The sequence below is a fragment of the Escherichia sp. KS167_9B genome (assembly GCF_030295215.1).
Classification (GTDB): Bacteria; Pseudomonadota; Gammaproteobacteria; order Enterobacterales; family Enterobacteriaceae; genus Escherichia; species Escherichia coli_F.
The window spans coordinates 1959608-1982483 of sequence record NZ_AP025754.1 but is presented as its reverse complement, the minus strand read 5'-3'; the positions used below and the strand labels follow the sequence as shown (position 1 = coordinate 1982483).

Here is a 22876-nt window from a genome sequence, read left to right as displayed (position 1 = left end):
CTCAATTTGGGCCAGGAAAGCATAACTTAGACTTTCAAGGTTAATTATTTTCCTGGTTTATATTTGTGAAGCATAACGGTGGAGTTAGTGATGCTGAAGCGTTTCTTTATTACCGGTACAGACACTTCTGTAGGGAAAACGGTGGTTTCCCGCGCATTGCTACAAGCGTTAGCCTCCCAGGGAAAAACGGTTGCGGGATATAAACCCGTAGCGAAGGGGAGCAAAGAGACACCCGAAGGGCTGCGTAATAAAGATGCCCTGGTGTTGCAGAGTGTTTCAACCATCGAACTGCCTTATGAAGCAGTTAATCCTATCGCGTTAAGCGAAGAAGAAAGTAGCGTGGCGCACAGTTGCCCAATCAATTACACCCTCATTTCAAACGGCCTGGCAAACCTGACCGATAAAGTCGATCATGTCGTGGTAGAAGGGACTGGCGGCTGGCGCAGTCTGATGAATGATTTACGTCCGCTCTCTGAATGGGTGGTGCAGGAACAACTGCCGGTGTTGATGGTTGTCGGTATTCAGGAAGGTTGCATTAACCATGCACTGCTGACAGCTCAGGCGATTGCCAACGACGGGCTGCCGCTCATTGGCTGGGTGGCTAACCGAATCAACCCAGGACTGGCGCATTATGCGGAAATCATTGATGTGCTGGGTAAAAAACTTCCAGCACCGCTCATTGGTGAACTGCCTTATTTACCGCGCGCCGAACAGCGTGAACTGGGGCAATACATTCGCCTATCCATGCTGCGCAGTGTGCTGTCGGTAGATAGAGTCACGGTGTAACGTCCGCGAAATTACCGACGCAATTACGCAGGCAATCAATAAACCGGGGAGTAGCTGATACTCCCCGGTCATTTCACATATCATCAACGTCGACATAATCGGCGCGTGCGTGGTCGCCGCCAACAGTGTCGCCATCCCGGTTAATCCGAGTAAGAGTGTCATTTCTTCGCCGTCAGGAAACCATAACCCCAGGCTACGTCCATACAACATGCCAATGGCAAGACCGATAAAGAGTGTTGGTGTAAACACACCACCAGGCGCGCCGGAACCGCTACTCGCCAGAACGGCAAACAGTTTGCAAAGGAAGATCCCGGCAATGATCATAAACAGTGGCGGGGCGGTTAAAAAGGATTGTACGGTGCTATAGCCGTTGCCCCACACGGCAGGGGTGAACAGGGAAAGCAGACCCACGATCAACCCGCCGAGTGCCAGTTGCCAGGGGGGCGCAAGTTTGAGAATAACAAATCCTCGATGACTGGCGTTCATTAACGTTAACAACACTGGTCCGCATAGACCTGCCAGCACACCAGTACTGATAATCAGCGCATAGTCACGAGCTTGAACCGTCACTGAGAGTTGCACGCTGTAGAGTAATGCATCGCTATGATTAATCAGATTGCTAATCAGCAACGCCACGACAGCAGAAATAACCACCGGTCCGAGAGAGGCCAACATCATAGTGCCAAACAGCACTTCGGCTATAAATAAACTGCCAGCAAGCGGGGCGCGGTAAGCCGCAGCCATTCCCGCCGCAGCTCCACAGGCAATCCATAATTTCCACTCCTGGCGTGGCGTAAAACGCTGAGCAAAACAGGAGGCGGCAAGGGCAGCTAAAAGAATCATCGCACCTTCGCGACCAATTGCGCTGCCGCTAGTTACTACCAGCAGAGAGGCAAGCGATTTAACCAGGCTTGCTGCGTAATCGAATTTACCATCGGTTTGCAACGCTTCCATGTAATCGGTCGGCGCATGAGGGCGTTGCTGGGTAAATTTCTGCCAGCCCATCAACAACAAACCCGCCGCCAGTCCGCCGAGCGCCGGAGTTAGCAGCCGTCGCCACGGAGAAAGATTCGTCGCTGCATTGACCAGACTGCCGGAGTCATTATTGAGGAACAGCCATTCCAGTAGCAGCATCGCGTGACGAAACGCGGCAACGGCAAAGGCCGCAAGAATACCGACTATTGTTGCGATAAGCAGACGGCGAAACATAGTACGCAGATCCGGATAGCTGTGTAGATGGTGCATGAGCAGAAATGGACAATGAAACACGAGCGACTATTTTGCGGCAAAACAGGTTATCGGCAAAAGCAGTGCGTGCTTAAAGCGATAAAATACGTGACGTTGTAACGTATTATTGCCGAATAACGCGTGATTGTCGCCATCCGGCAATATTGCGGCAACTTTATCGAAACAGTGGTTTAACCGCGACAGGAATCAACAGTTGTGATTGCCATTGCGCCAGCGTTAAGCGAGCCAGTTCACCCAGCGCACGGTAGAAAGGGTGTTCTGCTTTTTCGATAAAAACGTCGAGAAAACGTGTTGACCACGGAAAAAGATGCCATGCCAGCAATTCTTCGCATTCTGTCTGGCGACCATTCTCCGCCAACCATGCAACCATCAACAGCAGTGAGCCAAAATGATCTTCCGGTTCATTTTGCTTCATTTCAAACTGAATGCCTTTCTCGCGCATCCACTGACGAAGTGCCAATGTTGAATCGCCAAACAGCACAGATTCGCGATCCAGCCAGACAGATCCCCATGGAGGAGACGGCAGAGCCCACGGGCCGACAAATAGACGCTGCCAGGCCTGGGTTCGAGTCTCTTCACTCTGTGTTTGAAACGCCGTCACCAGCGGTGTTAATGATGCTTCTGGTAGCGGCCACTGGTTTTCCCAGCCGTCGCTGGTGAGTACCGTAACCAGAGGGGCGGCTTCCGTACTCTCTGGGGCGTAATAAAACAGTGCGCCCAACACGCGCGCCGCGACAGAAAAATTATCTTGCTGTGAAAAATGGGTCATTCCTAACATCCTGAAATGTGCGGGTTGCCCCGCACCAATTTGTTAACCTGCAATAGCCATTCCTACCGTCATGTGCAGGCCATAAAAGAGCACACGCCCGATCATCTCACCGCCAAGTATGAGGATTAGCCCCAGAATAAGTCCGGCAACGTGAGGTTCACGGCGACGAATGAGCGGACAAAGCCAGCATCCTAGACCTGTGCATAACAATACCACACGCCAGACCTGTAAGGAGGCGTAATCTGGTACCAGTGTGCTGGCTTGTTGTACGGATGAGTGAATAGACGCCAGAGACAAACCTTGCAGCACAATCACCCCGGCACAAGCGATCAGCGCCAGAACGCTAATGATGGCAAATGGTGTGGTATTAAATGTACCGCGGGCTGCCCGCAGAATTGCGGCAGCAAGTATTGGACCGCTCAATAATACTGTCAGGAAGAAAGCCAGCGTAGTGTAACCGTTATGCCAGGTTGGCACAGTGTCGATTTGATACACGCCGGTCATCATCCAGACGAAAATGACGCCGAGCGCCATGCTGACAAGTAACCAGAGTTTCCCCAACGCTTGCGGCATTTTACCGATGACCGCCACCAGCCACCATAATCCGCCAACGGCAAAAAATATTGAACCGGCAGCAATCTCGTTACTCAGACCAGAAGCACCGATTCGATTCAGCGAGTTAAACGCCCGCAGTGGCGATCCCAGGTGCATGACAGAGGCAATAAACCCGATGCCCATCAACAGCCAGAGGAAAAACATGCCACGAACAATGTGCTGACGGTCTGCGTCATTTTTGGCGGCGAACCAGCCAATTCCGCTAACAATCAGCGCGCCTACTACGCATTGACCCAATACGGTAAAGATAACCAGTGGCCATTCATGCCATCCATTTCCCATTTTACACTTCCTCCGGATTAGCCAGATAACCAGTGGTATCGCCGGTCGGGCGGCTGTTGGCGTTAGGTTTGATTACGATATTAGGTTTTGTGAAATGCGCGCGCGGCAGTGGCGCGACGGCAGCCAGAGTACCGTGTTTCTGGCGCAGCTCTTCAATTGGACCGAACTCAAGTGCACGCAGCGGGCAGGATTCGACACAGATGGGTTGTTTCCCTTCGGCGACGCGCGAATAACAACCATCGCACTTCGTCATGTGTCCTTTTTCAGCATTGTACTGTGGCGCGCCGTACGGACAAGCCATGTGGCAGTAGCGGCAGCCGATACAAACATCTTCATCAACCACCACAAAGCCATCTTCACGCTTATGCATTGCGCCGCTGGGGCAGACTTTTGTACATGCGGGGTCATCGCAATGGTTACAGGAGATGGAGAGATAATAAGCGAACACGTTCTGGTGCCAGACGCCATTATCTTCCTGCCAGTCGCCGCCAGCATATTCATAAACACGGCGGAAACTGACTTCCGGGCCAAGATCTTTAAAATCTTTGCACGCCAGTTCGCAGGTTTTACAGCCTGTACAGCGGCTGGAATCGATAAAAAATCCATATTGTGTGGTCATGGGCTACTCCTTAAACCTTTTCGATCTGGACGAGATTGCTGTGCGACGGGTTTCCCTTTGCCAGCGGTGAAGGGCGGTGAGAGGTCAGAATATTGATGCTGCCACCGTGATCGACCCGGTCACCAAACATATCCGCTTTAAGCCACGCACCTTGCCCGATGGCGGTAACGCCAGGCAGAATACGCGGAGTCACTTTTGCGACAATGCGCATTTCTCCATTATTGTTAAATACCCGCACTGTATCGCCATGACGGATACCACGTGCCTGAGCATCAATGGGGTTGATCCACACCTCTTGTGGGCAGGCCTGCTGTAACACATCAATATTGCCGTAGCTGGAGTGGGTACGCGCTTTGTAGTGGAAGCCCGTTAGCTGCAGTGGATAGGTTTTCCGCAGGGGATCGTCCCAGCCATCAAAACCTGGGGTATACGCAGGAAGGGGATGAATAATTTCATCTTTTTTCAATTCCCAGGTATCCGCAATCGTCGCCAGTCGTTCAGAATAAATTTCGATTTTTCCCGAAGGTGTTTTCAACGGGTTTGCCTGTGGATCTTCACGGAATGCGCGGAAAGCGACGTAATGTTCTTCCGGGCATTTTTTCTTAAAGATCCCGGTCGTTTTCATCTCCTCGTAGTCCGGCATCTCAGGGTTACGTTCCTTCGTTTTCGCATGGAGATATTTGATCCATTCATGCTGGCTGCGACCTTCAGTAAAAGTTTGATAAACGTCTGGTCCTAAGCGTTTCGCGACTTCACTCAGCATCCAGTAGATGGGTTTGCGTTCAAATTTTGCCGAGGTGGCGGGTTGGGCGAGGATCACATAGCCCATATTCCCTGCAGATTCATGAGAGATAAGGTCTTCTTGCTCTGTTGGCATCAGGTCGGGCAACAGGATATCGCAATACTTAGCCGAGGCCGTCATGAAGTGGTCAATGCCAACAATCATCTCGCACTTGCTGTCATCCTGAAGCACATCATGGGTGTGATTGATGTCGCCATGTTGATTGATCAATGTGTTACTGGCGTAGCACCATAAAAACTTGATGGGGACATCCAGTTTTTCTTTTCCACGAATACCATCACGGGTCGCGGTCATTTCCGTACCGTGGTCGATGGCATCTGTCCATGTAAAGACGGAAATCTGCGTTTTAACGGGATTATCAAGCATCGGGAACCATTCGACCCCCAGATCCCAGCTACCTTCGCGTACACCTGAGTTGCCGCCGTTTATGCCGACGTTACCGGTGAGAACGGAAAGCATGGCAATAGCGCGGGACGTTTGCTCACCGTTGGAGTGTCGTTGTGGCCCCCAACCCTGACAAATATAAGCAGGTTTTGCTGAACCGATCTCTCGTGCCAACTGGATAATTTTTTCTGCCGGGATGCTGGTGATTTTTGCTGCCCATTCCGGCGTTTTAGCAATGCCGTCAGGCCCTTCGCCCAGAATATAGGCTTTATAATGCGCGTTACGTGGTGCGCTGGGGGGCAGCGTTTTTTCATCGTAACCAACACAATATTTGTCGAGAAATGGCTGATCGACCATGTTTTCCGTAATTAGTACCCAGGCAATCGCACAGGCCAGTGCGCCATCGGTGCCAGGGCGAATGGGTAGCCATTCATCTTCACGCCCGGCAGCTGTGTCGTTATAACGTGGATCAATGACGATCATGCGTGCGTTTGAACGTTCGCGGGCTTGCTCGACGTAGTAAGTGACACCACCGCCGCTCATCCGCGTTTCTGCCGGGTTATTTCCGAACATAACGACCAGCTTCGTATTGGCGATATCATCCGGGCTGTTGCCATCATTGGCACCGAACATATAACTCATTGCGGCACTGATCTGTGCGGTACTGTAGCTGCCATAGCGACTGAGAAAACCACCACAAGAGTTCATCAGACGGTACGGGACGTTTGAGTTGGTGATGTTTCCGCCATCTACGCCTGTTCCGTACAGGACATGTACAGCCTCATTTCCGTAATCTTTTAGGATCCGCCGAAGATTATCACTGATGGTATCCAGGGCTTCGTCCCAACTTATCCGTTCAAATTTACCTTCACCGCGCTTGCCGACGCGCTTCATGGGATATTTCAGCCGATCAGGATGATTCATCCGTCGGCGGATAGAGCGCCCGCGTAAACAGGCCCGAACCTGATGATTACCGTAAACGTCGTCACCTGTCGTATCAGACTCCACCCAGTACACAGTGTCATCTTTCACATGCAAACGTAACAGACAGCGGCTCCCGCAGTTAACGGTGCAGGAACTCCAGACCGCTTTCTCTTCTACCGGAGCCTCTGCCGCTCGGACCATTTGGGAAAATGGCAGAGTGAAAGCACTGCTTGCCAGCGCGAGACTGCCAAGTGCGGAGGTTTTCATCAGACTTCTACGGCTGATTTCAGCCTTCATGAGCGCCTCTGTGGTATGGATTTTCATCATTACTCACTTATTGCTTTTCAAACAAAATGTCATGTCAAAATTTATGGTCGTAGTGGGTTATATTTTTTCGATCTCGACCAGATTAGTGTGCTGCGGGTTTCCCTTCGCCAGTGGTGAAGGGCGCAGAGTGGTTAGCGTATTCACACAGCCGCCGTGGTCGATTTTATCGCCAGACATATCGGCTTCGTGCCAGGCTCCCTGGCCCATAGCGCTAACTCCAGGGAGAATGCGTGGTGTCACTTTGGCTGGTAGCCGAACTTCGCCACGATGGTTAAACACTCGCACCATATCGCCGTTGGCAATCCCACGTTTCTGTGCATCTATAGGGTTGATCCACACTTCCTGACGGCAGGCTGCCTTCAGGACATCAATGTTGCCGTAGGTCGAGTGAGTACGGGATTTGTAATGGAAACCAAACAGTTGTAGCGGGAAGGTACTACGTTCAGGGGCGTCCCAGCCTTCAAAGGTTGAGGCATAAACCGGCAGTGGGCTTATCACTTCATCTTTTTCCAGTTCCCAGGTACGGGCAATTTCCGCCAGCTTGCTGGAATAAATTTCAATCTTACCGGAAGGCGTTTTAAGTGGATTTGCCTCGGGGTCGTCACGAAATGCTTTGTAGGCGACAAAATGACCATTGGGATCCTTACGCTTATAGATACCCATTTTTTTCAGTTCGTCGTAAGACGGTAACGCCGGATCTTTGGCAAGCATTTTGGCGTACAGATGTTGTAACCATTGTTCCTGAGTGCGGCCTTCAGTGAATTTTTGATAGACGTCAGGGCCAAGACGTTTCGCGACTTCACTTAGGATCCAGTAAATCGGTTTGCGTTCGAATTTTTCGCTGGTGACTGGCTGGAGGAAAATGAGATATCCCATGTTACCGGCGTAATCGTTAGGAATAATATCTTCCTGCTCAACGGTCATCAGGTCTGGCAGCAGAATGTCGGCATATTTCGCCGATGAGGTCATAAAGTTTTCGATGACCACAATCATTTCGCATTTCGATTCGTCCTGCAGAATTTCATGCGTTTTGTTAATGTCAGAATGCTGATTAACCAGGGTATTTCCCGCGTAGTTCCAGATGAACTTAATGGGCACATCCAGTTTATCTTTGCCGCGGACGCCGTCGCGGATTGCCGTCATTTGCGGGCCATGATCGATAGCATCCGTCCAGCTGAAGCAGGAGATTGATGTTTTGACCGGATTATCCAGCACCGGCAGGCGTTCTATGGTAATGGTATAGGTGGATTCACGCGCGCCACTATTTCCGCCGCTGATGCCGACATTGCCCGTCAGAATAGGCAACATCGCAATAGCGCGTGCAGTCAGCTCGCCGTTTGCCTGGCGTTGCGGTCCCCAGCCCTGGCAGATATAAGCGGGTTTTGCTGTGCCAATTTCACGCGCCAGTTTGATGATACGGTCCACCGGGATACCGGTAATTTGCGAAGCCCACTGCGGCGTTTTCGCTGTTTTGTCGTCTCCTTCACCAAGAATATAGGCTTTATAGTGACCATTTTTTGGTGCATCTGCGGGTAAGGTTTTTTCGTCATAGCCGACGCAGTATTTATCGAGAAAAGGTTGATCAACGAGATTTTCGTTAATCAATACCCAGGCAATGCCCGCTACCAGCGCGGCATCAGTGCCCGGGCGAATAGGAATCCACTCGTCTTCACGACCGGCAGCCGTATCGGTATATCGCGGATCGATAACAATCATTTTTGCGTTCGATTTCTCGCGCGCTTTTTCAAGAAGATAAGTGATGCCACCACCGCTCATGCGGGTTTCTGCCGGGTTGTTACCAAACATCACGACCAGCTTGCTGTTTTCAATATCCGTGGTGCTGTTGCCATCATTACTGCCGTAGGTGTAGGGCATGGCACAGGAAATTTGCGCAGTGCTGTAGGAGCCATACTGGTTGAGTGAACCGCCGTAGCAGTTCATCAGGCGTTTGACCGCCGAGGCCGATGGCGAAGAGCGGGTCATATTGCCGCCAACGATCCCCGAAGAGTACTGAATATATACAGCCTCATTGCCATATTGTTCGACGGTTTTCTTCAGGCTACTGGCGATAGTATCCAGGGCTTCATCCCAGCTAATCCGTTCGAATTTGCCTTCGCCACGTTTGCCCACGCGTTTCATTGGGTAATTCAAGCGATCGGGATGATTAATACGTCGACGAATGGACCGACCGCGCAAACAGGCGCGTACTTGATGATTGCCATACTCGTCGTTGCCGGTGTTGTCAGTTTCCACCCAGGTGACTTCATTATCTTTAACATGTAGACGAAGTGCACAGCGGCTACCACAGTTGACGGAACAGGCACCCCAGACCACTTTTTCGCTGGCCTGTTGTACCGCTGCCGCTGCACTGCGCAGGGTGAACGGTAAAGAAAAACCGCCTGCAGCCAGCGCCAGAGAACCTATCGCGGTAGATTTAACGAGTGTTCTGCGGCTGATGCCCACCATTTGTTCATTTTTGGACATAACTCACTCCCTGTTCTTTATCGTTATATAAAAGTTTATATATTGAATATTTAGCGCGCTAACAATAGAGGGAGTCTACCCATTTTGGGTTAAGAATTATTAATCCATATCAATAGAACGGTATGAGTAATAAGGCGGGATTATGTTGTATGTTCATATCGCCGGACCTGTTGAATCCGGCGTTTAGTCAATAATGTGTTACTGCGGTTCGGCAGGCGCGCCATCCTGAGTAGACTGCGCGGGGGCAGAGACGTTACCGCTGGTGGTGCGGGTGTAAAGAATTTTATGCGTATCATTGGCGCAATGCCCGACGACCTGGGAATCAGGCTGATCAACCTGGTCATTGGGTACAATACTTAACGTGAAGCTGCTTTCAGGTACGCCATTATTGATAATACGCTGTAATATATCGCTCTGTATGCGCTCACAGGAAACCGGGACGGCGAGTACCGCGGGTGAGGTGAGTGCGAGCAGAAGCGCGGCACAGCAGGTTGAGAGTTTCATCATAAGCTCCTTACGCGAAGATAACTTCTTTAAGCATAGCATTTAACGTGTAAAGTACTGTATTTGCTATTATGATTGAGAATCATCTCTACTGTCTGGTGACTGTTGTGAAATACAAATTACTACCATGCTTACTCGCGATATTACTCACAGGATGTGACCGCACAGAGGTAACACTTTCATTTACCCCTGAGATGGCCAGTTTCTCTAATGAATTCGATTTTGATCCGCTGCGTGGTCCGGTAAAAGATTTCACTCAGACATTAATGGATGAGCAAGGGGAAGTAACGAAGCGTGTTTCGGGGACTTTGTCGGAAGAAGGCTGTTTTGATTCACTCGAATTACTGGATCTGGAAAATAATACCGTGGTTGCCCTGGTACTGGACGCCAATTATTACCGTGATGCCCAGACACTGGAGAAAAGAGTTCGTTTGCAGGGAAAATGCCAGCTAGCAGAATTACCTTCTGCCGGGGTGAGTTGGGAAACCGATGATAATGGCTTCGTGATTAAAGCCAGCAGCCAACAAATGCAGATGGAATATCGCTATGATGAGCAGGGGTATCCGCTGGGTAAAACCACGAAAAGTAACGACAAAACATTATCTGTCAGCGCCACGCCATCAACGGATCCGATCAAAAAATTAGATTACACCGCGGTTACTTTACTGAATAATCAACGGGTAGGTAATGTAAAACAGAGCTGTGAATATGACAGTCACGCCAATCCGGTGGACTGTCAGCTAATCATTGTTGATGAAGGAGTAAAACCCGCCGTCGAACGGGTTTATACCATCAAAAATACAATAGATTATTATTAATGCTATTGTGCGGTCGGCTTCAGGAGAGTCTGCCCCGGTGTTTTGTGCTCTGCCAGATACTGATGCTGGAATATGCACATACGAATGGCATTACGATATTGACCATTAATAAAGAACTCATGCATCAATTCACCTTCAACCGTAAAGCCAAGCTTACGGTAAATGTGAATTGCTTTTTCGTTCTCTTTATCGACGATCAGATACAGCTTATAAAGATTGAGAACGGTGAAGCCATAGTCCATTGCTAATTTTGCGGCGCGGGTAGCCAGACCTTTCCCCTGATACTCCGGGGAGATAATTATCTGAAATTCTGCGCGGCGATGGACATGGTTAATTTCCACCAGCTCCACCAGACCGGCTTTTTCGCCGTCACATTCCACCACGAAGCGCCGCTCGCTCTGATCGTGAATATGCTTATCATACAGATCAGAGAGTTCAACGAAGGCTTCGTAGGGTTCCTCAAACCAGTAACGCATCACACTGGCGTTATTGTCGAGTTGATGTACATAGCGTAAATCTTCACGCTCCAGCGGACGTAGCTTAACACTGTGGGCGCTTGGCATAACGTGTCCTTACATTCCTTAAATCAATAACAGGTTAGGGGGTAATAACGCGGCCAGTTCGACGGTCCAGGCAGCGCAATGTATTTGGCTCCCAGTAGGCATTGATGTTGGCACTTTGCTCGCATTTATCGCGGTTATCAAAAGCGGCGTCGGCTTTATCCCACTCTTTTTCAGTGCGTTTATTCACTTTCTGTCGCAGATTGCGCGTGTCATTCCATTGTTCTTTTTCCATTGCAGCGTGCTGGCGGCTTTGTGCACTGTCTCCAGACTCAATCACCAGTTTGTTAGTTTCGGCATGGGCCGTTGTGCTCAATGCCAGTGCGCAAGGCAGCAGAAAAGCGAGCAGGCCGATTCGTTTGCTGAGAGTGACTTTCATAATTCATTCCTTGTGTGAATGATTAAAGGCGATTCTACACCATCCACTGTGAACGCAAAACGCACCGGGAGGATGTTTATATTGATGATATTATGTCGCCCTATAACTATACATGATGTCAATAAGTGACAAAGATGATTAAAACAACGTTACTGTTTTTTGCTACTGCGCTGTGTGAAATTATTGGATGCTTTCTGCCTTGGTTGTGGTTAAAACGAAACGCCAGTATCTGGCTGTTGCTTCCGGCGGGGATTTCACTGGCGCTATTTGTCTGGTTGTTAACGTTGCATCCTGCGGCGAGTGGGCGTGTTTACGCGGCTTATGGTGGCGTTTATGTCTGCACGGCGTTGATTTGGCTGCGCGTTGTGGATGGCGTGAAACTGAGTCTTTATGACTGGACGGGGGCGTTGATTGCGCTTTGCGGCATGTTGATCATTGTTGCGGGCTGGGGGCGCGCGTAAGGACATAAATCCATTTTATCAATAAGATACAAGGAAGTGTCAGCTGACAAAAGGTATTCTATTTCATCTTTTGTCAACCATTCACGGCGCAAATATACGCCTTTTTTTGTGATCACTCCGGCTTTTTTCGATCTTCATACTTGTATGGTAGTAGCTCAGTTGCGTAGATTTCATGCATCACGACAAGCGATGCAAGGAATCGAACATGAAGATCGTAAAGGCTGAAGTTTTTGTTACCTGTCCGGGGCGTAATTTCGTCACATTAAAAATCACCACTGAGGACGGTATTACGGGCCTTGGGGATGCCACCCTCAATGGACGTGAGCTTTCCGTGGCCTCTTATTTGCAGGATCACCTTTGTCCGCAGCTTATTGGTCGCGATGCACAGCGTATCGAAGATATCTGGCAGTTTTTCTATAAAGGTGCGTACTGGCGTCGCGGTCCGGTGACGATGTCGGCCATTTCAGCGGTTGATATGGCGCTGTGGGATATTAAAGCCAAAGCTGCCAACATGCCGCTTTACCAGTTACTCGGCGGCGCGTCTCGTGAAGGGGTGATGGTTTATTGCCATACCACCGGTCACAGTATTGATGAAGCTCTGGATGATTATGCCCGTCATCAGGAGCTGGGATTCAAAGCCATCCGCGTGCAGTGCGGAATCCCTGGTATGAAAACCACCTACGGCATGTCGAAAGGCAAAGGTCTGGCTTATGAACCCGCAACCAAAGGACAGTGGCCGGAAGAGCAGCTGTGGTCGACGGAGAAATACCTCGATTTCATGCCGAAATTGTTTGACGCGGTACGTAACAAGTTTGGTTTTAATGAACATTTGCTGCATGACATGCACCATCGCTTAACGCCTATTGAAGCGGCGCGCTTTGGTAAAAGCATTGAAGATTATCGCATGTTCTGGATGGAAGACCCGACGCCTGCGGAAAACCAGGAATGCTTCCGCCTGATTCGCCAACACACCGTCACGCCAATTGCAGTGGGTGAAGTCTTCAACAGCATCTGGGACTGCAAACAGCTGATTGAAGAGCAACTTATCGACTATATCCGCACCACGCTGACTCACGCGGGGGGGATTACCGGTATGCGCCGGATTGCCGATTTTGCTTCGTTGTATCAGGTACGTACTGGCTCACACGGTCCTTCCGATTTGTCACCAGTCTGCATGGCTGCGGCGCTGCACTTTGATCTGTGGGTCCCCAATTTCGGTGTCCAGGAATACATGGGCTATTCCGAACAAATGCTTGAAGTCTTCCCGCACAACTGGACTTTCGATAACGGCTATATGCATCCGGGAGACAAACCGGGTCTTGGCATCGAATTCGATGAAAAGCTGGCGGCGAAATATCCCTATGAACCTGCTTATCTGCCAGTCGCACGTCTGGAAGATGGCACGCTGTGGAACTGGTAAGGAGTAAGATAATGAAAAGCATTTTAATTGAAAAACCGAATCAACTGGCAATTATCGAACGCGAAATACCCACCCCGTCAGCGGGTGAAGTACGAGTAAAAGTGAAACTTGCCGGAATTTGTGGTTCAGATAGCCATATTTATCGTGGGCATAATCCTTTTGCGAAATATCCGCGCGTCATTGGACATGAATTCTTTGGCGTCATTGATGCAGTGGGTGAAGGCGTGGAAAGCGACAGAGTCGGTGAACGCGTTGCTGTCGATCCGGTGGTCAGCTGTGGGCATTGCTATCCGTGCTCTATAGGTAAGCCGAACGTTTGTACGACACTGGCTGTATTAGGTGTGCACGCTGACGGTGGTTTCAGTGAATATGCCGTGGTGCCGGCAAAAAATGCGTGGAAAATTCCTGAAGCAGTGGCCGATCAATATGCGGTGATGATCGAACCTTTTACCATTGCGGCTAACGTTACCGGTCATGGTCAACCGACTGAAAATGATACCGTTCTGGTTTACGGTGCAGGTCCAATCGGCCTGACAATCGTTCAGGTATTAAAAGGCGTCTATAACGTTAAGAATGTGATTGTTGCCGATCGCATTGATGAACGACTGGAAAAAGCGAAAGAGAGCGGGGCAGACTGGGCGATTAATAACAGCCAGACACCGCTTGGCGAGATTTTCGCTGAAAAAGGCATAAAGCCGACATTAATTATCGATGCGGCTTGTCATCCTTCAATCCTGAAAGAAGCCGTAATGCTGGCTTCTCCAGCGGCACGTATTGTATTGATGGGCTTCTCCAGTGAACCGTCTGAGGTGATTCAGCAAGGAATTACCGGAAAAGAACTCTCTATTTTCTCTTCACGCTTAAATGCAAATAAATTCCCGGTCGTTATCGACTGGTTAAGTAAAGGGTTAATTAAACCAGAAAAACTAATTACCCATACGTTTGATTTCCAGCATGTTGCTGATGCCATTAGTTTATTTGAACAGGATCAAAAGCATTGCTGCAAAGTCTTACTCACTTTTTCTGAATAATACCAATAACGGCGAGTAAGTAGTACGCATCTTACCTCTTTTTTAGAGATAACCATTATGACAATAGAAAAACACGAAAGAAGCACTAAGGATTTGGTGAAAGCAGCAGTATCGGGATGGCTGGGCACTGCGCTTGAATTCATGGATTTCCAGTTATATTCGCTCGGCGCAGCGTTAGTGTTTCATGAAATATTTTTTCCTGAATCATCAACGGCAATGGCGTTAATTCTGGCAATGGGAACCTACGGTGCAGGTTATGTGGCGCGTATTGTCGGAGCATTTATTTTCGGCAAAATGGGCGACAGAATCGGGCGTAAAAAAGTGCTCTTTATTACCATCACTATGATGGGGATCTGTACCACCTTAATTGGTGTGCTGCCGACCTATGCACAAATTGGTGTGTTTGCGCCAATTTTGCTGGTGACGCTGCGTATTATTCAGGGGCTGGGGGCAGGCGCGGAAATTTCCGGTGCCGGTACGATGCTGGCGGAATATGCGCCAAAAGGTAAGCGCGGAATTATCTCCTCATTTGTTGCTATGGGGACTAACTGCGGAACCTTGAGCGCAACGGCAATCTGGGCCTTTATGTTCTTCATTCTCAGTAAAGAGGAACTGTTGGCGTGGGGATGGCGTATACCGTTCCTGGCGAGCGTTGTCGTGATGGTCTTTGCTATCTGGTTGCGTATGAATCTGAAAGAAAGCCCGGTCTTTGAGAAGGTTAACGACAGCAACCAACCGACAGCAAAACCTGCACCTGCTGGTAGCATGTTCCAGAGCAAATCCTTCTGGCTGGCAATAGGGCTGCGTTTTGGTCAGGCTGGTAACTCAGGTTTAATTCAGACTTTCCTTGCAGGCTATTTAGTGCAGACGTTATTGTTTAACAAAGCAATTCCAACAGATGCATTGATGATCAGTTCGATTCTCGGCTTTATGACCATTCCGTTCCTTGGTTGGTTATCCGATAAAATTGGTCGCCGGATCCCGTATATTATTATGAATACCTCTGCGATTGTGCTGGCGTGGCCAATGCTTTCTATCATCGTAGATAAAAGCTATGCCCCGAGCACCATTATGGTTGCACTGATTGTGATTCATAACTGTGCGGTGCTGGGATTATTTGCTCTGGAAAACATTACCATGGCAGAAATGTTCGGCTGTAAAAACCGCTTTACCCGGATGGCCATTTCTAAAGAAATTGGTGGTCTTATCGCTTCCGGTTTTGGTCCTATCCTGGCGGGTATTTTCTGCACCATGACGGAATCCTGGTATCCGATCGCCATTATGATCATGGCATATTCAGTGATTGGTTTAATCTCTGCGCTGAAAATGCCAGAAGTGAAAGACCGTGATTTAAGTGCACTGGAAGATGCCGCGGAAGATCAACCGCGTGTTGTAACAGCTGCGCAACCTTCAAGAAGTCTGTAAATCCTCCATCCCTTCTCTTACCGGAGAGGGGATTTTTTATTCATATAACAAAACATGCAGCTTGCCATATTTAAATTTAAGGAATTGTTATGGGAAATAATTTGTTATCAGCAAAAGCGACGCTCCCTGTTTATGATCGTAATAACCTGGCCCCAAGAATTGTTCATTTAGGCTTTGGTGCATTTCACCGTGCGCATCAGGGCGTGTATGCCGATATTCTTGCTACGGAACATTTCAGTGACTGGGGATATTATGAGGTCAATTTAATCGGCGGCGAACAGCAAATTGCCGATTTACAACAGCAAGATAATCTTTATACCGTTGCGGAAATGTCGGCCGATGCGTGGACGGCTCGCGTCGTTGGCGTCGTTAAAAAAGCCTTGCACATACAAATAGATGGCTTAGAAACCGTGCTGGCTGCGATGTGTGAACCGCAAATCGCGATTGTCTCTCTGACAATCACCGAAAAAGGGTATTTCCACTCTCCGGCGACCGGACAGTTAATGCTCGATCACCCGATGGTCGTTGCCGACGTGCAAAATCCCCACCAGCCGAAAACTGCAACAGGGGTGATTGTTGAGGCGCTGGCTCGCCGTAAAGCGGCAGGACTTCCCGCATTTACCGTCATGTCATGTGACAACATGCCAGAAAACGGTCATGTTATGCGTGACGTTGTCACTTCCTACGCGCAAGCTGTTGATGTAAAACTGGCACAATGGATCGAAGAAAACGTGACTTTCCCATCAACAATGGTGGACCGTATTGTGCCCGCAGTGACGGAGGATACGCTGGCGAAAATCGAACAACTTACCGGTGTGCGCGATCCTGCTGGCGTTGCCTGTGAACCTTTCCGCCAGTGGGTAATAGAAGATAACTTTGTTGCCGGACGTCCGGAATGGGAAAAAGCGGGAGCCGAACTGGTTAGTGATGTGCTGCCTTATGAAGAGATGAAGTTGCGCATGCTCAACGGCAGTCATTCATTCCTGGCGTATCTGGGGTATCTTGCCGGATATCAGCACATTAATGACTGCATGGAAGATGAACATTATCATCATGCAGCGTATGCCTTGATGTTGCAGGAACAAGCGCCCACGCTGAAAGTGCAGGGCGTTGATTTGCAAGATTACGCTAACCGATTAATTGAACGCTATAGCAACCCGGCGCTACGTCATCGAACCTGGCAGATTGCGATGGATGGCAGCCAGAAATTGCCACAGCGGATGTTGGATTCTGTTCGCTGGCATCTGGCGCATGACAGCAAGTTCGATCTGCTGGCGCTGGGCGTCGCGGGTTGGATGCGTTATGTCGGTGGTGTTGATGAACAGGGAAATCAGATAGAAATCAGTGACCCACTGTTACCTGTTATTCAGAAGGCAGTACAAAGTAGTGCTGAAGGGAAAGCGCGCGTCCAGTCATTGCTGGCGATTAAGGCGATCTTTGGTGATGATTTACCGGGCAATAGCTTGTTTACTGCAAAAGTGACGGAAGCGTACTTGTCTTTATTAGCGCATGGCGCAAAAGCGACCGTGGCGAAATATTCCGTGAAGTAAAAAAAGCAATGCCGCCATCGGCGGCATTCACACGCTTAGTTCATGCCGAGACGAATCAGGTCCAGAGGTGCCAGTTTCTCTTCACAACCTTCAACAACTACGGTTTTTCCGCGGCGGATTTGCTCAGCGGTCAGACCTTCAGTATCAATCGACAGGATCTTGCCAGTGTGACCGGTGCCGCTAACCATAACACGGCTGCCAGTGGTGATTGCGTTACGGTTACGATCGTAGGTCGTCATAGGTGTTTTCTCCTTTCTGATTTACAGTCGAAGCCCACGTAACGGGCGCAATATAAATACTCCTGTCGAGTGAAATATTTTTTGTTTTTGATCAAGCTCACATCTTTTTTGATGCATGCATGAGCCATATGACGGAGGGAAAAACTCTCACCCCGGATGGGATGAGAGGAAATGAATTACTCTTCGCTAAACCAGTCGCTGTTTTCCTGGCGGATCTGGCGCACGGATTCGCTGATTTCCTGCAAATGTTGCGTCATTGCACGTTCTACCGCATCGCCATCACGTTTTTGCAGGGCAGAGAAAATATCAAGATGCTGGCGTAACAGCATTTCTGGTGGAGAAACGTGGTCGAAACTCATATAGCGCACGCGATCAACGGTCGCTTTCAGGTTCTCAATGGTATCCCACGCCAGTTGACAGTCGGCAATCTGCGTCAGGAGTTGATGGAAGTTGTCATCAAGTTCAAAAAAATCATCCAGTTGCTTGCGCTCAATGGCAATGCGTTGCTGGTGAAGATTTTGTTCCAGTTGGTAGCACTGGCTTTCGGTAATCATGCTCGCCGCCCGACGCGCCACCGCGCACTCAATGGCCTGACGGATAAAACTGCCGTTGCGCACCTGGGCCATGGAAATTTTGTTGACGTAGCTGCCACGCTGCGGACGAATTTGAATCAGGCCGTTTTCCGCCAGTTTAATAAAGGCTTCACGAACCGGCTGGCGTGACACATTGAAACGAACAGAAACTTCTTTTTCCGACAACGGTGTGCCTGGTGCAATCAGGCAATGGACAATGTCGCGGCGAAGAATACGATAAATCTGCTGATTGACAGGCTGTGTGGGATTAAGTTGCGTTTCGACGGTCATTCGTTCTTGCTTGTGAGTGAGTTAACTGCATGAGTCTACCACTTTTTTGTGACAAGCAATAACCCGGCAGTTACGCCGGGTATAAAAATTACTGACGGTGGACATTCAGTCCGGCATAGCTTTGGGTAACCGGCATCATTTCCAGGGTATTGATATTGACGTGAGCAGGCAGCGTTGACACCCACCAGACGGCTTCGCTGACATCTTCTGGCGTCAATGCAACTGTGTTTTGATAGGTTTTTTCCGCTTTACCGTCATCACCTTTAAAGCGGACATTGGAAAACTCGGTGCCACCCACCAGTCCCGGTTCGATGTCTGTGACACGTACTGCCGTACCGTGCAGATCTGTGCGTAGATTAAGGCTGAACTGACGAACAAACGCTTTCGTCGCACCATAAACGTTACCACCAGCATACGGCCAGCTGCCTGCCGTGGAGCCAATGTTAATGATATGACCATGATTACGTTCAACCATACCCGGTAAGACGGCCCGCGTCATATATACCAGGCCTTTGTTGTTGGTATCAATCATCGTTTCCCAGTCTTCAACGCTGGCTTTATGCGCAGGCTCCATGCCCAGCGCCAGACCGGCATTGTTTACCAGGATATCAATATTGCACCACTCGGCAGGAAGCGATGCCAGCATCTCTTCAATAGCGGCGCGATTACGAACGTCCAGTTGGGCGATATACAGATTATCACCCAGTTCGTCTTTTAACTCCTGCAACCGCTCCTGGCGACGGCCAGTGGCGATAACTTTATGCCCTTGTTGAATAAAACGACGAGTAATGCATTCACCAAAACCTGCCGTTGCTCCAGTTACTAAAACGATCATCTCACTGTTCCTCAACGCTTTTGTGTGTCAATAACATAGCACGTGATGCTTAAGAGCGGGTAATACTGGTTTGCAAGATTGCACTCCGTTATCAGTAAGCCTACGCTATGGAACACCTCGCGTTCAGGAGAAGAAAATGACAACAATGAATCCTTTCCTTGTGCAAAGCACACTGCCGTATCTGGCTCCCCATTTTGATCAAATTGCCAATCATCACTATCGACCGGCATTTGATGAGGGAATGCAGCAAAAGCGGGCCGAAATTGCCGCCATTGAGCTCAACCCGCAAACACCTGATTTCAACAATACTATTCTGGCACTGGAGCAGAGTGGGGAACTGCTGACCCGCGTCACCAGCGTTTTTTTTGCGATGACTGCGGCGCATACCAATGATGAATTACAGCGTCTTGATGAGCAGTTTTCCGCTGAACTGGCAGAACTGGCTAATGATATCTATCTGAACGGTGAATTATTCGCGCGAGTAGATGCTGTCTGGCAGCGCCGTGAATCCGAGGGGCTTGATAGTGAATCCATTCGCCTGGTGGAGGTTATTCATCAACGTTTTGTCCTTGCCGGAGCCAAACTTGCACAAGCTGATAAAGCAAAATTAAAAGTTCTTAATACAGAAGCTGCGACCCTGACCAGCCAGTTTAACCAGCGGTTACTTGCGGCAAATAAATCCGGCGGTCTGGTTCTGGACGATATTGCGCAACTGGCTGGGATGAGCGAGCAGGAGATTGCGCTGGCGGCAGAGGCGGCTCGCGAGAAAGGTCTGGATAACAAATGGCTTATTCCGCTGCTGAATACCACCCAGCAACCGGCGCTTGCTGAACTGCGCGATCGCGCGACGCGTGAAAAACTATTCACTGCGGGCTGGACTCGGGCAGAAAAAAATGACGCTAACGATACCCGTGCCATTATTCAACGGCTGGTGGAGATCCGCGCGCAGCAGGCAAAACTGCTTGGTTTCCCTCATTATGCTGCATGGAAAATCGCCGATCAGATGGCAAAAACGCCTGAAGCAGCACTCAACTTTATGCGGGAAATTGTCCCGGCCGCGCGTAAGCGAGCAGACGATGAACTTGCGTCTATTCAGACGGTTATTGAAAAGCAGCAAGGCGGATTTATCGCCCAGCCTTGGGACTGGGCATTTTATGCCGAACAGGTACGGCGAGAGAAATTTGATCTTGATGAGGCGCAGCTCAAGCCATATTTTGAATTAAACACAGTATTGAATGAAGGTGTATTCTGGACCGCGAATCAGCTCTTCGGTATTAAGTTTGTCGAACGTTTTGATATTCCTGTCTACCATCCTGACGTTCGTGTGTGGGAAATTTTTGATCATAATGGCGTGGGGCTGGCGTTATTTTACGGTGATTTCTTCGCCCGTGATTCAAAAAGCGGCGGTGCATGGATGGGCAATTTTGTTGAGCAATCAACGCTGAATGAAACGCATCCGGTAATTTATAACGTCTGCAATTATCAGAAACCCGCTGCCGGTGAACCTGCGTTGTTACTCTGGGATGATGTGATAACCTTATTCCATGAATTTGGTCATACGCTGCACGGCCTTTTTGCCCGCCAGCGTTATACCACGCTTTCCGGTACCAACACGCCGCGTGATTTTGTCGAATTTCCATCGCAAATCAACGAACACTGGGCAACGTATCCGCAGGTATTCGCTCGCTACGCCCGGCATTATCAGAGCGGGGCAGCAATGCCTGACGAACTGCAACAGAAAATGCGTAAAGCCAGCCTGTTCAACAAAGGGTATGAGATGAGCGAACTGCTTAGCGCCGCACTTCTCGATATGCGCTGGCATTGCCTGGAAGAAAACGAAGCAATACAGGATGTCGATGATTTCGAATTGCGGGCGCTGGTGGCGGAAAATATGGATCTTCCTGCTATACCGCCACGCTATCGCAGCAGTTATTTCGCCCATATTTTTGGTGGCGGATATGCCGCAGGTTATTACGCTTATCTGTGGACGCAAATGTTGGCCGATGATGGTTACCAGTGGTTTGTTGAGCAGGGCGGATTAACGCGTGAAAATGGGAGGCGTTTTCGCGAGGCGATCCTTTCCAGAGGTAACAGCGAAGATCTGGAACGCCTGTATCGACAATGGCGCGGTAAGGCTCCTCAGATTATGCCGATGCTGCAACATCGTGGCTTGAACGTATAAACACAACCAATGGCTGTCCTGGAGATATCGCCAGGCCAGCCTGGTTATAGCAGTAATTGCAGCAGCTGGGCGAGGGCAAACCTCACCGCTAAAGCTAATACCGTTTCGCAGTCGCCAGCAAAATGCATAACCGCAGTGTAGTTCTGGCCTTTAATATGCCACGCGAACCAGACGGTACCCGCTGGCGTACCATCTTCACCGCCCTCCGGTCCGCCGTAGCCGGTAATGGCAATACTGACATCAGCATCCGCACGCTCTATGGCACCGGTTGCCATTTCTGCTGCCACTTTCTCACTCACCGCAGAATATCGTTCAAGAGATTGCTGGCTTACGCTGAGGATTTTCATCTTTGCCTGATCGGTGAAAGTAACAAAGCCTGCACCGTAAAATTTGGGTGTATCTTCAGCTGCACACAGGGCGCTAGCCAACTTACCGCCGGTGCATGATTCGGCGGTAGTTAAGCGTAATTGATCCGCGATAAGTCTTTGACTCAACGCGGATGTCAGGTTTTCAATAGTGTCGGTATCTGCGAGTTGTACAATTTTATCTTTATTAATGTTCACTGTTTTTTGTCCACGCTATTATATGTAAAGGTGATTTGCTTTTTCTGTATGCTCGTCCAATATAATAATTTTCAAACATATAAATCCGATTATTCTGAAAATATGTTTAAGACTCTTCAATCTTCTTAACTTTAGTGAGTTAAATTCTCTGAATATTTGACAGCTAGTTGGCTGATTTTAAATGCCTTATAACAATTGGCAGTATTCTTATTTGGCAATTATAAAAATAGCAACCAGACTTAATAAGTCAAACCAAACGCAATTAAGGAGTTAGTATGAAATTTCAGGCCATTGTATTAGCAAGTTTTCTTGTCATGCCTTATGCGTTGGCAGATGACCAGGGCGGTTTAAAACAGGATGCAGCGCCACCACCGCCTCATGCAATAGAAGATGGCTATCGCGGAACCGATGATGCAAAAAAAATGACCGTTGATTTCGCAAAAACCATGCACGATGGCGCTTCGGTTTCACTACGCGGTAATTTGATTTCTCACAAAGGAGAGGACCGTTACGTTTTTCGCGATAAGAGCGGTGAAATTAATGTTGTTATTCCTGCGGCAGTCTTTGATGGACGAGAAGTTCAGCCGGACCAGATGATCAACATTAGCGGCAGTCTGGATAAGAAAAGCGCGCCGGCCGTCGTTCGGGTCACTCATTTGCAGAAATAAAAATAAATTAGCCTGATGGCCTGAACTACTGGGCCATTAGGGTATTGGGTTATGCTATTTGTCATCCTTTTAATTGCGATAATGCAGAGTTAATTTATAGAATTAAACACTTTTTTATCTGCTGATTTTGTTTTAAAT

The 22876-nt window shown here is 49.1% G+C and carries 22 protein-coding genes; 9 read left to right on the top strand and 13 right to left on the bottom strand.

Annotated elements, in window-relative coordinates:
* Positions 1–90 precede the first annotated feature (90 nt).
* The gene (gene bioD, locus QUE34_RS09905) at positions 91–786 is read left to right on the top strand and encodes a dethiobiotin synthase (RefSeq protein WP_032184291.1); all 696 of its coding nucleotides are present in this window, start codon (positions 91–93) and stop codon (positions 784–786) included.
* Here the strand turns inward: bioD and clcB are convergent.
* The 7 genes from clcB to QUE34_RS09870 form a co-directional block, all read right to left on the bottom strand.
* The gene (gene clcB / locus QUE34_RS09900; RefSeq protein ID WP_103253691.1) at positions 739–2031 is read right to left on the bottom strand and encodes a voltage-gated ClC-type chloride channel ClcB; all 1293 of its coding nucleotides are present in this window, start codon (positions 2029–2031) and stop codon (positions 739–741) included. The two genes, bioD and clcB, sit on opposite strands and share 48 nt — an antisense overlap.
* Positions 2032–2188: 157 nt before the next feature.
* On the bottom strand, positions 2189–2803 hold the full coding sequence (dmsD, locus tag QUE34_RS09895; RefSeq protein ID WP_032303100.1) for a Tat proofreading chaperone DmsD: 615 nt from the start codon (positions 2801–2803) through the stop codon (positions 2189–2191).
* A gap of 42 nt (positions 2804–2845) precedes the next feature.
* Complete coding sequence (ynfH, locus tag QUE34_RS09890; RefSeq protein ID WP_103253692.1) at positions 2846–3700, bottom strand: selenate reductase membrane anchor subunit YnfH; 855 nt, start codon at positions 3698–3700, stop codon at positions 2846–2848.
* Between the two features lies 1 nt (position 3701).
* A complete protein-coding gene (gene ynfG / locus QUE34_RS09885) occupies positions 3702–4319 on the bottom strand; it encodes a DMSO reductase like molybdoenzyme iron-sulfur subunit YnfG (protein WP_032184287.1) in 618 nt (205 codons plus the stop codon).
* Positions 4320–4329: 10 nt separating this feature from the next.
* The gene (ynfF, locus tag QUE34_RS09880) at positions 4330–6753 is read right to left on the bottom strand and encodes a selenate/tellurate reductase subunit YnfF (RefSeq protein ID WP_077756966.1); all 2424 of its coding nucleotides are present in this window, start codon (positions 6751–6753) and stop codon (positions 4330–4332) included.
* A gap of 60 nt (positions 6754–6813) precedes the next feature.
* Positions 6814–9240, bottom strand: a complete 2427-nt coding sequence (ynfE, locus tag QUE34_RS09875; protein ID WP_129708342.1) for a selenate/tellurate reductase subunit YnfE — start codon at positions 9238–9240, stop codon at positions 6814–6816.
* 198 nt (positions 9241–9438) lie between these two features.
* Complete coding sequence (locus QUE34_RS09870; RefSeq protein WP_103253694.1) at positions 9439–9744, bottom strand: DUF1161 domain-containing protein; 306 nt, start codon at positions 9742–9744, stop codon at positions 9439–9441.
* Between the two features lie 107 nt (positions 9745–9851).
* On the opposite strand from QUE34_RS09870, the gene QUE34_RS09865 reads away from it, so the two are divergent.
* Positions 9852–10562, top strand: coding sequence for a YnfC family lipoprotein (locus tag QUE34_RS09865; RefSeq protein ID WP_103253696.1), 711 nt, complete (start codon positions 9852–9854; stop codon positions 10560–10562).
* A 2-nt stretch (positions 10563–10564) separates the two neighbouring features.
* Here QUE34_RS09865 and speG read toward each other — a convergent pair whose 3' ends face one another.
* Together speG and QUE34_RS09855 are read right to left on the bottom strand one after the other, a co-directional pair.
* Complete coding sequence (gene speG / locus QUE34_RS09860) at positions 10565–11125, bottom strand: spermidine N1-acetyltransferase (RefSeq protein ID WP_001138584.1); 561 nt, start codon at positions 11123–11125, stop codon at positions 10565–10567.
* Between the two features lie 34 nt (positions 11126–11159).
* Positions 11160–11501, bottom strand: a complete 342-nt coding sequence (locus QUE34_RS09855) for a DUF1283 family protein (RefSeq protein WP_032303097.1) — start codon at positions 11499–11501, stop codon at positions 11160–11162.
* A 134-nt stretch (positions 11502–11635) separates the two neighbouring features.
* Here QUE34_RS09855 and QUE34_RS09850 point away from each other — a divergent pair, with 134 nt between their 5' ends.
* From QUE34_RS09850 to QUE34_RS09830, 5 genes are all read left to right on the top strand, one after another.
* Entirely contained in the window at positions 11636–11962 is a 327-nt protein-coding gene (locus QUE34_RS09850; protein ID WP_001314753.1) for a YnfA family protein, read from the top strand.
* A gap of 205 nt (positions 11963–12167) precedes the next feature.
* Positions 12168–13382: a starvation-sensing protein RspA gene (rspA, locus tag QUE34_RS09845; protein WP_001354684.1), complete on the top strand. Its 1215-nt coding sequence runs from the start codon at positions 12168–12170 to the stop codon at positions 13380–13382.
* Between the two features lie 11 nt (positions 13383–13393).
* On the top strand, positions 13394–14413 hold the full coding sequence (locus QUE34_RS09840; RefSeq protein ID WP_032303095.1) for a Zn-dependent oxidoreductase: 1020 nt from the start codon (positions 13394–13396) through the stop codon (positions 14411–14413).
* A gap of 57 nt (positions 14414–14470) precedes the next feature.
* Entirely contained in the window at positions 14471–15838 is a 1368-nt protein-coding gene (gene ydfJ, locus QUE34_RS09835) for an MHS family MFS transporter YdfJ (RefSeq protein ID WP_286338957.1), read from the top strand.
* Between the two features lie 89 nt (positions 15839–15927).
* Positions 15928–17388 (top strand): mannitol dehydrogenase family protein, encoded by a 1461-nt coding sequence (locus QUE34_RS09830; protein WP_103253595.1) that lies wholly within the window; start codon positions 15928–15930, stop codon positions 17386–17388.
* 35 nt (positions 17389–17423) lie between these two features.
* Here QUE34_RS09830 and ydfZ read toward each other — a convergent pair whose 3' ends face one another.
* From ydfZ to ydfG, 3 genes are all read right to left on the bottom strand, one after another.
* Complete coding sequence (gene ydfZ, locus QUE34_RS09825; protein WP_000214712.1) at positions 17424–17627, bottom strand: putative selenium delivery protein YdfZ; 204 nt, start codon at positions 17625–17627, stop codon at positions 17424–17426.
* 176 nt (positions 17628–17803) lie between these two features.
* Positions 17804–18490, bottom strand: a complete 687-nt coding sequence (gene rspR / locus QUE34_RS09820) for a DNA-binding transcriptional regulator rspR (protein WP_000215549.1) — start codon at positions 18488–18490, stop codon at positions 17804–17806.
* Between the two features lie 88 nt (positions 18491–18578).
* Positions 18579–19325: a bifunctional NADP-dependent 3-hydroxy acid dehydrogenase/3-hydroxypropionate dehydrogenase YdfG gene (ydfG, locus tag QUE34_RS09815; protein WP_000636571.1), complete on the bottom strand. Its 747-nt coding sequence runs from the start codon at positions 19323–19325 to the stop codon at positions 18579–18581.
* 136 nt (positions 19326–19461) lie between these two features.
* On the opposite strand from ydfG, the gene dcp reads away from it, so the two are divergent.
* Positions 19462–21507: a peptidyl-dipeptidase Dcp gene (gene dcp, locus QUE34_RS09810; RefSeq protein WP_103253638.1), complete on the top strand. Its 2046-nt coding sequence runs from the start codon at positions 19462–19464 to the stop codon at positions 21505–21507.
* Positions 21508–21551: 44 nt separating this feature from the next.
* On the opposite strand, the gene QUE34_RS09805 is transcribed toward dcp, so the two are convergent.
* Complete coding sequence (locus tag QUE34_RS09805) at positions 21552–22070, bottom strand: 2-oxo-tetronate isomerase (protein WP_001024558.1); 519 nt, start codon at positions 22068–22070, stop codon at positions 21552–21554.
* A gap of 275 nt (positions 22071–22345) precedes the next feature.
* On the opposite strand from QUE34_RS09805, the gene ydeI reads away from it, so the two are divergent.
* Positions 22346–22738, top strand: coding sequence for a YdeI family stress tolerance OB fold protein (gene ydeI, locus QUE34_RS09800; protein ID WP_000671737.1), 393 nt, complete (start codon positions 22346–22348; stop codon positions 22736–22738).
* The last annotated feature ends 138 nt before the right edge of the window (positions 22739–22876 follow it).

Bases quoted from the DNA above. Each gene is read 5' to 3' on its own strand.
- bioD (WP_032184291.1), top strand. From the start codon at position 91: ATGCTGAAGCGTTTCTTTATTACCGGTACAGACACTTCTGTAGGGAAA.
- clcB (WP_103253691.1), bottom strand. From the start codon at position 2,031: ATGCACCATCTACACAGCTATCCGGATCTGCGTACTATGTTTCGCCGT.
- dmsD (WP_032303100.1), bottom strand. From the start codon at position 2,803: ATGACCCATTTTTCACAGCAAGATAATTTTTCTGTCGCGGCGCGCGTG.
- ynfH (WP_103253692.1), bottom strand. From the start codon at position 3,700: ATGGGAAATGGATGGCATGAATGGCCACTGGTTATCTTTACCGTATTG.
- ynfG (WP_032184287.1), bottom strand. From the start codon at position 4,319: ATGACCACACAATATGGATTTTTTATCGATTCCAGCCGCTGTACAGGC.
- ynfF (WP_077756966.1), bottom strand. From the start codon at position 6,753: ATGAAAATCCATACCACAGAGGCGCTCATGAAGGCTGAAATCAGCCGT.
- ynfE (WP_129708342.1), bottom strand. From the start codon at position 9,240: ATGTCCAAAAATGAACAAATGGTGGGCATCAGCCGCAGAACACTCGTT.
- QUE34_RS09870 (WP_103253694.1), bottom strand. From the start codon at position 9,744: ATGAAACTCTCAACCTGCTGTGCCGCGCTTCTGCTCGCACTCACCTCA.
- speG (WP_001138584.1), bottom strand. From the start codon at position 11,125: ATGCCAAGCGCCCACAGTGTTAAGCTACGTCCGCTGGAGCGTGAAGAT.
- QUE34_RS09855 (WP_032303097.1), bottom strand. From the start codon at position 11,501: ATGAAAGTCACTCTCAGCAAACGAATCGGCCTGCTCGCTTTTCTGCTG.
- QUE34_RS09850 (WP_001314753.1), top strand. From the start codon at position 11,636: ATGATTAAAACAACGTTACTGTTTTTTGCTACTGCGCTGTGTGAAATT.
- rspA (WP_001354684.1), top strand. From the start codon at position 12,168: ATGAAGATCGTAAAGGCTGAAGTTTTTGTTACCTGTCCGGGGCGTAAT.
- QUE34_RS09840 (WP_032303095.1), top strand. From the start codon at position 13,394: ATGAAAAGCATTTTAATTGAAAAACCGAATCAACTGGCAATTATCGAA.
- ydfJ (WP_286338957.1), top strand. From the start codon at position 14,471: ATGACAATAGAAAAACACGAAAGAAGCACTAAGGATTTGGTGAAAGCA.
- QUE34_RS09830 (WP_103253595.1), top strand. From the start codon at position 15,928: ATGGGAAATAATTTGTTATCAGCAAAAGCGACGCTCCCTGTTTATGAT.
- ydfZ (WP_000214712.1), bottom strand. From the start codon at position 17,627: ATGACGACCTACGATCGTAACCGTAACGCAATCACCACTGGCAGCCGT.
- rspR (WP_000215549.1), bottom strand. From the start codon at position 18,490: ATGACCGTCGAAACGCAACTTAATCCCACACAGCCTGTCAATCAGCAG.
- ydfG (WP_000636571.1), bottom strand. From the start codon at position 19,325: ATGATCGTTTTAGTAACTGGAGCAACGGCAGGTTTTGGTGAATGCATT.
- dcp (WP_103253638.1), top strand. From the start codon at position 19,462: ATGACAACAATGAATCCTTTCCTTGTGCAAAGCACACTGCCGTATCTG.
- ydeI (WP_000671737.1), top strand. From the start codon at position 22,346: ATGAAATTTCAGGCCATTGTATTAGCAAGTTTTCTTGTCATGCCTTAT.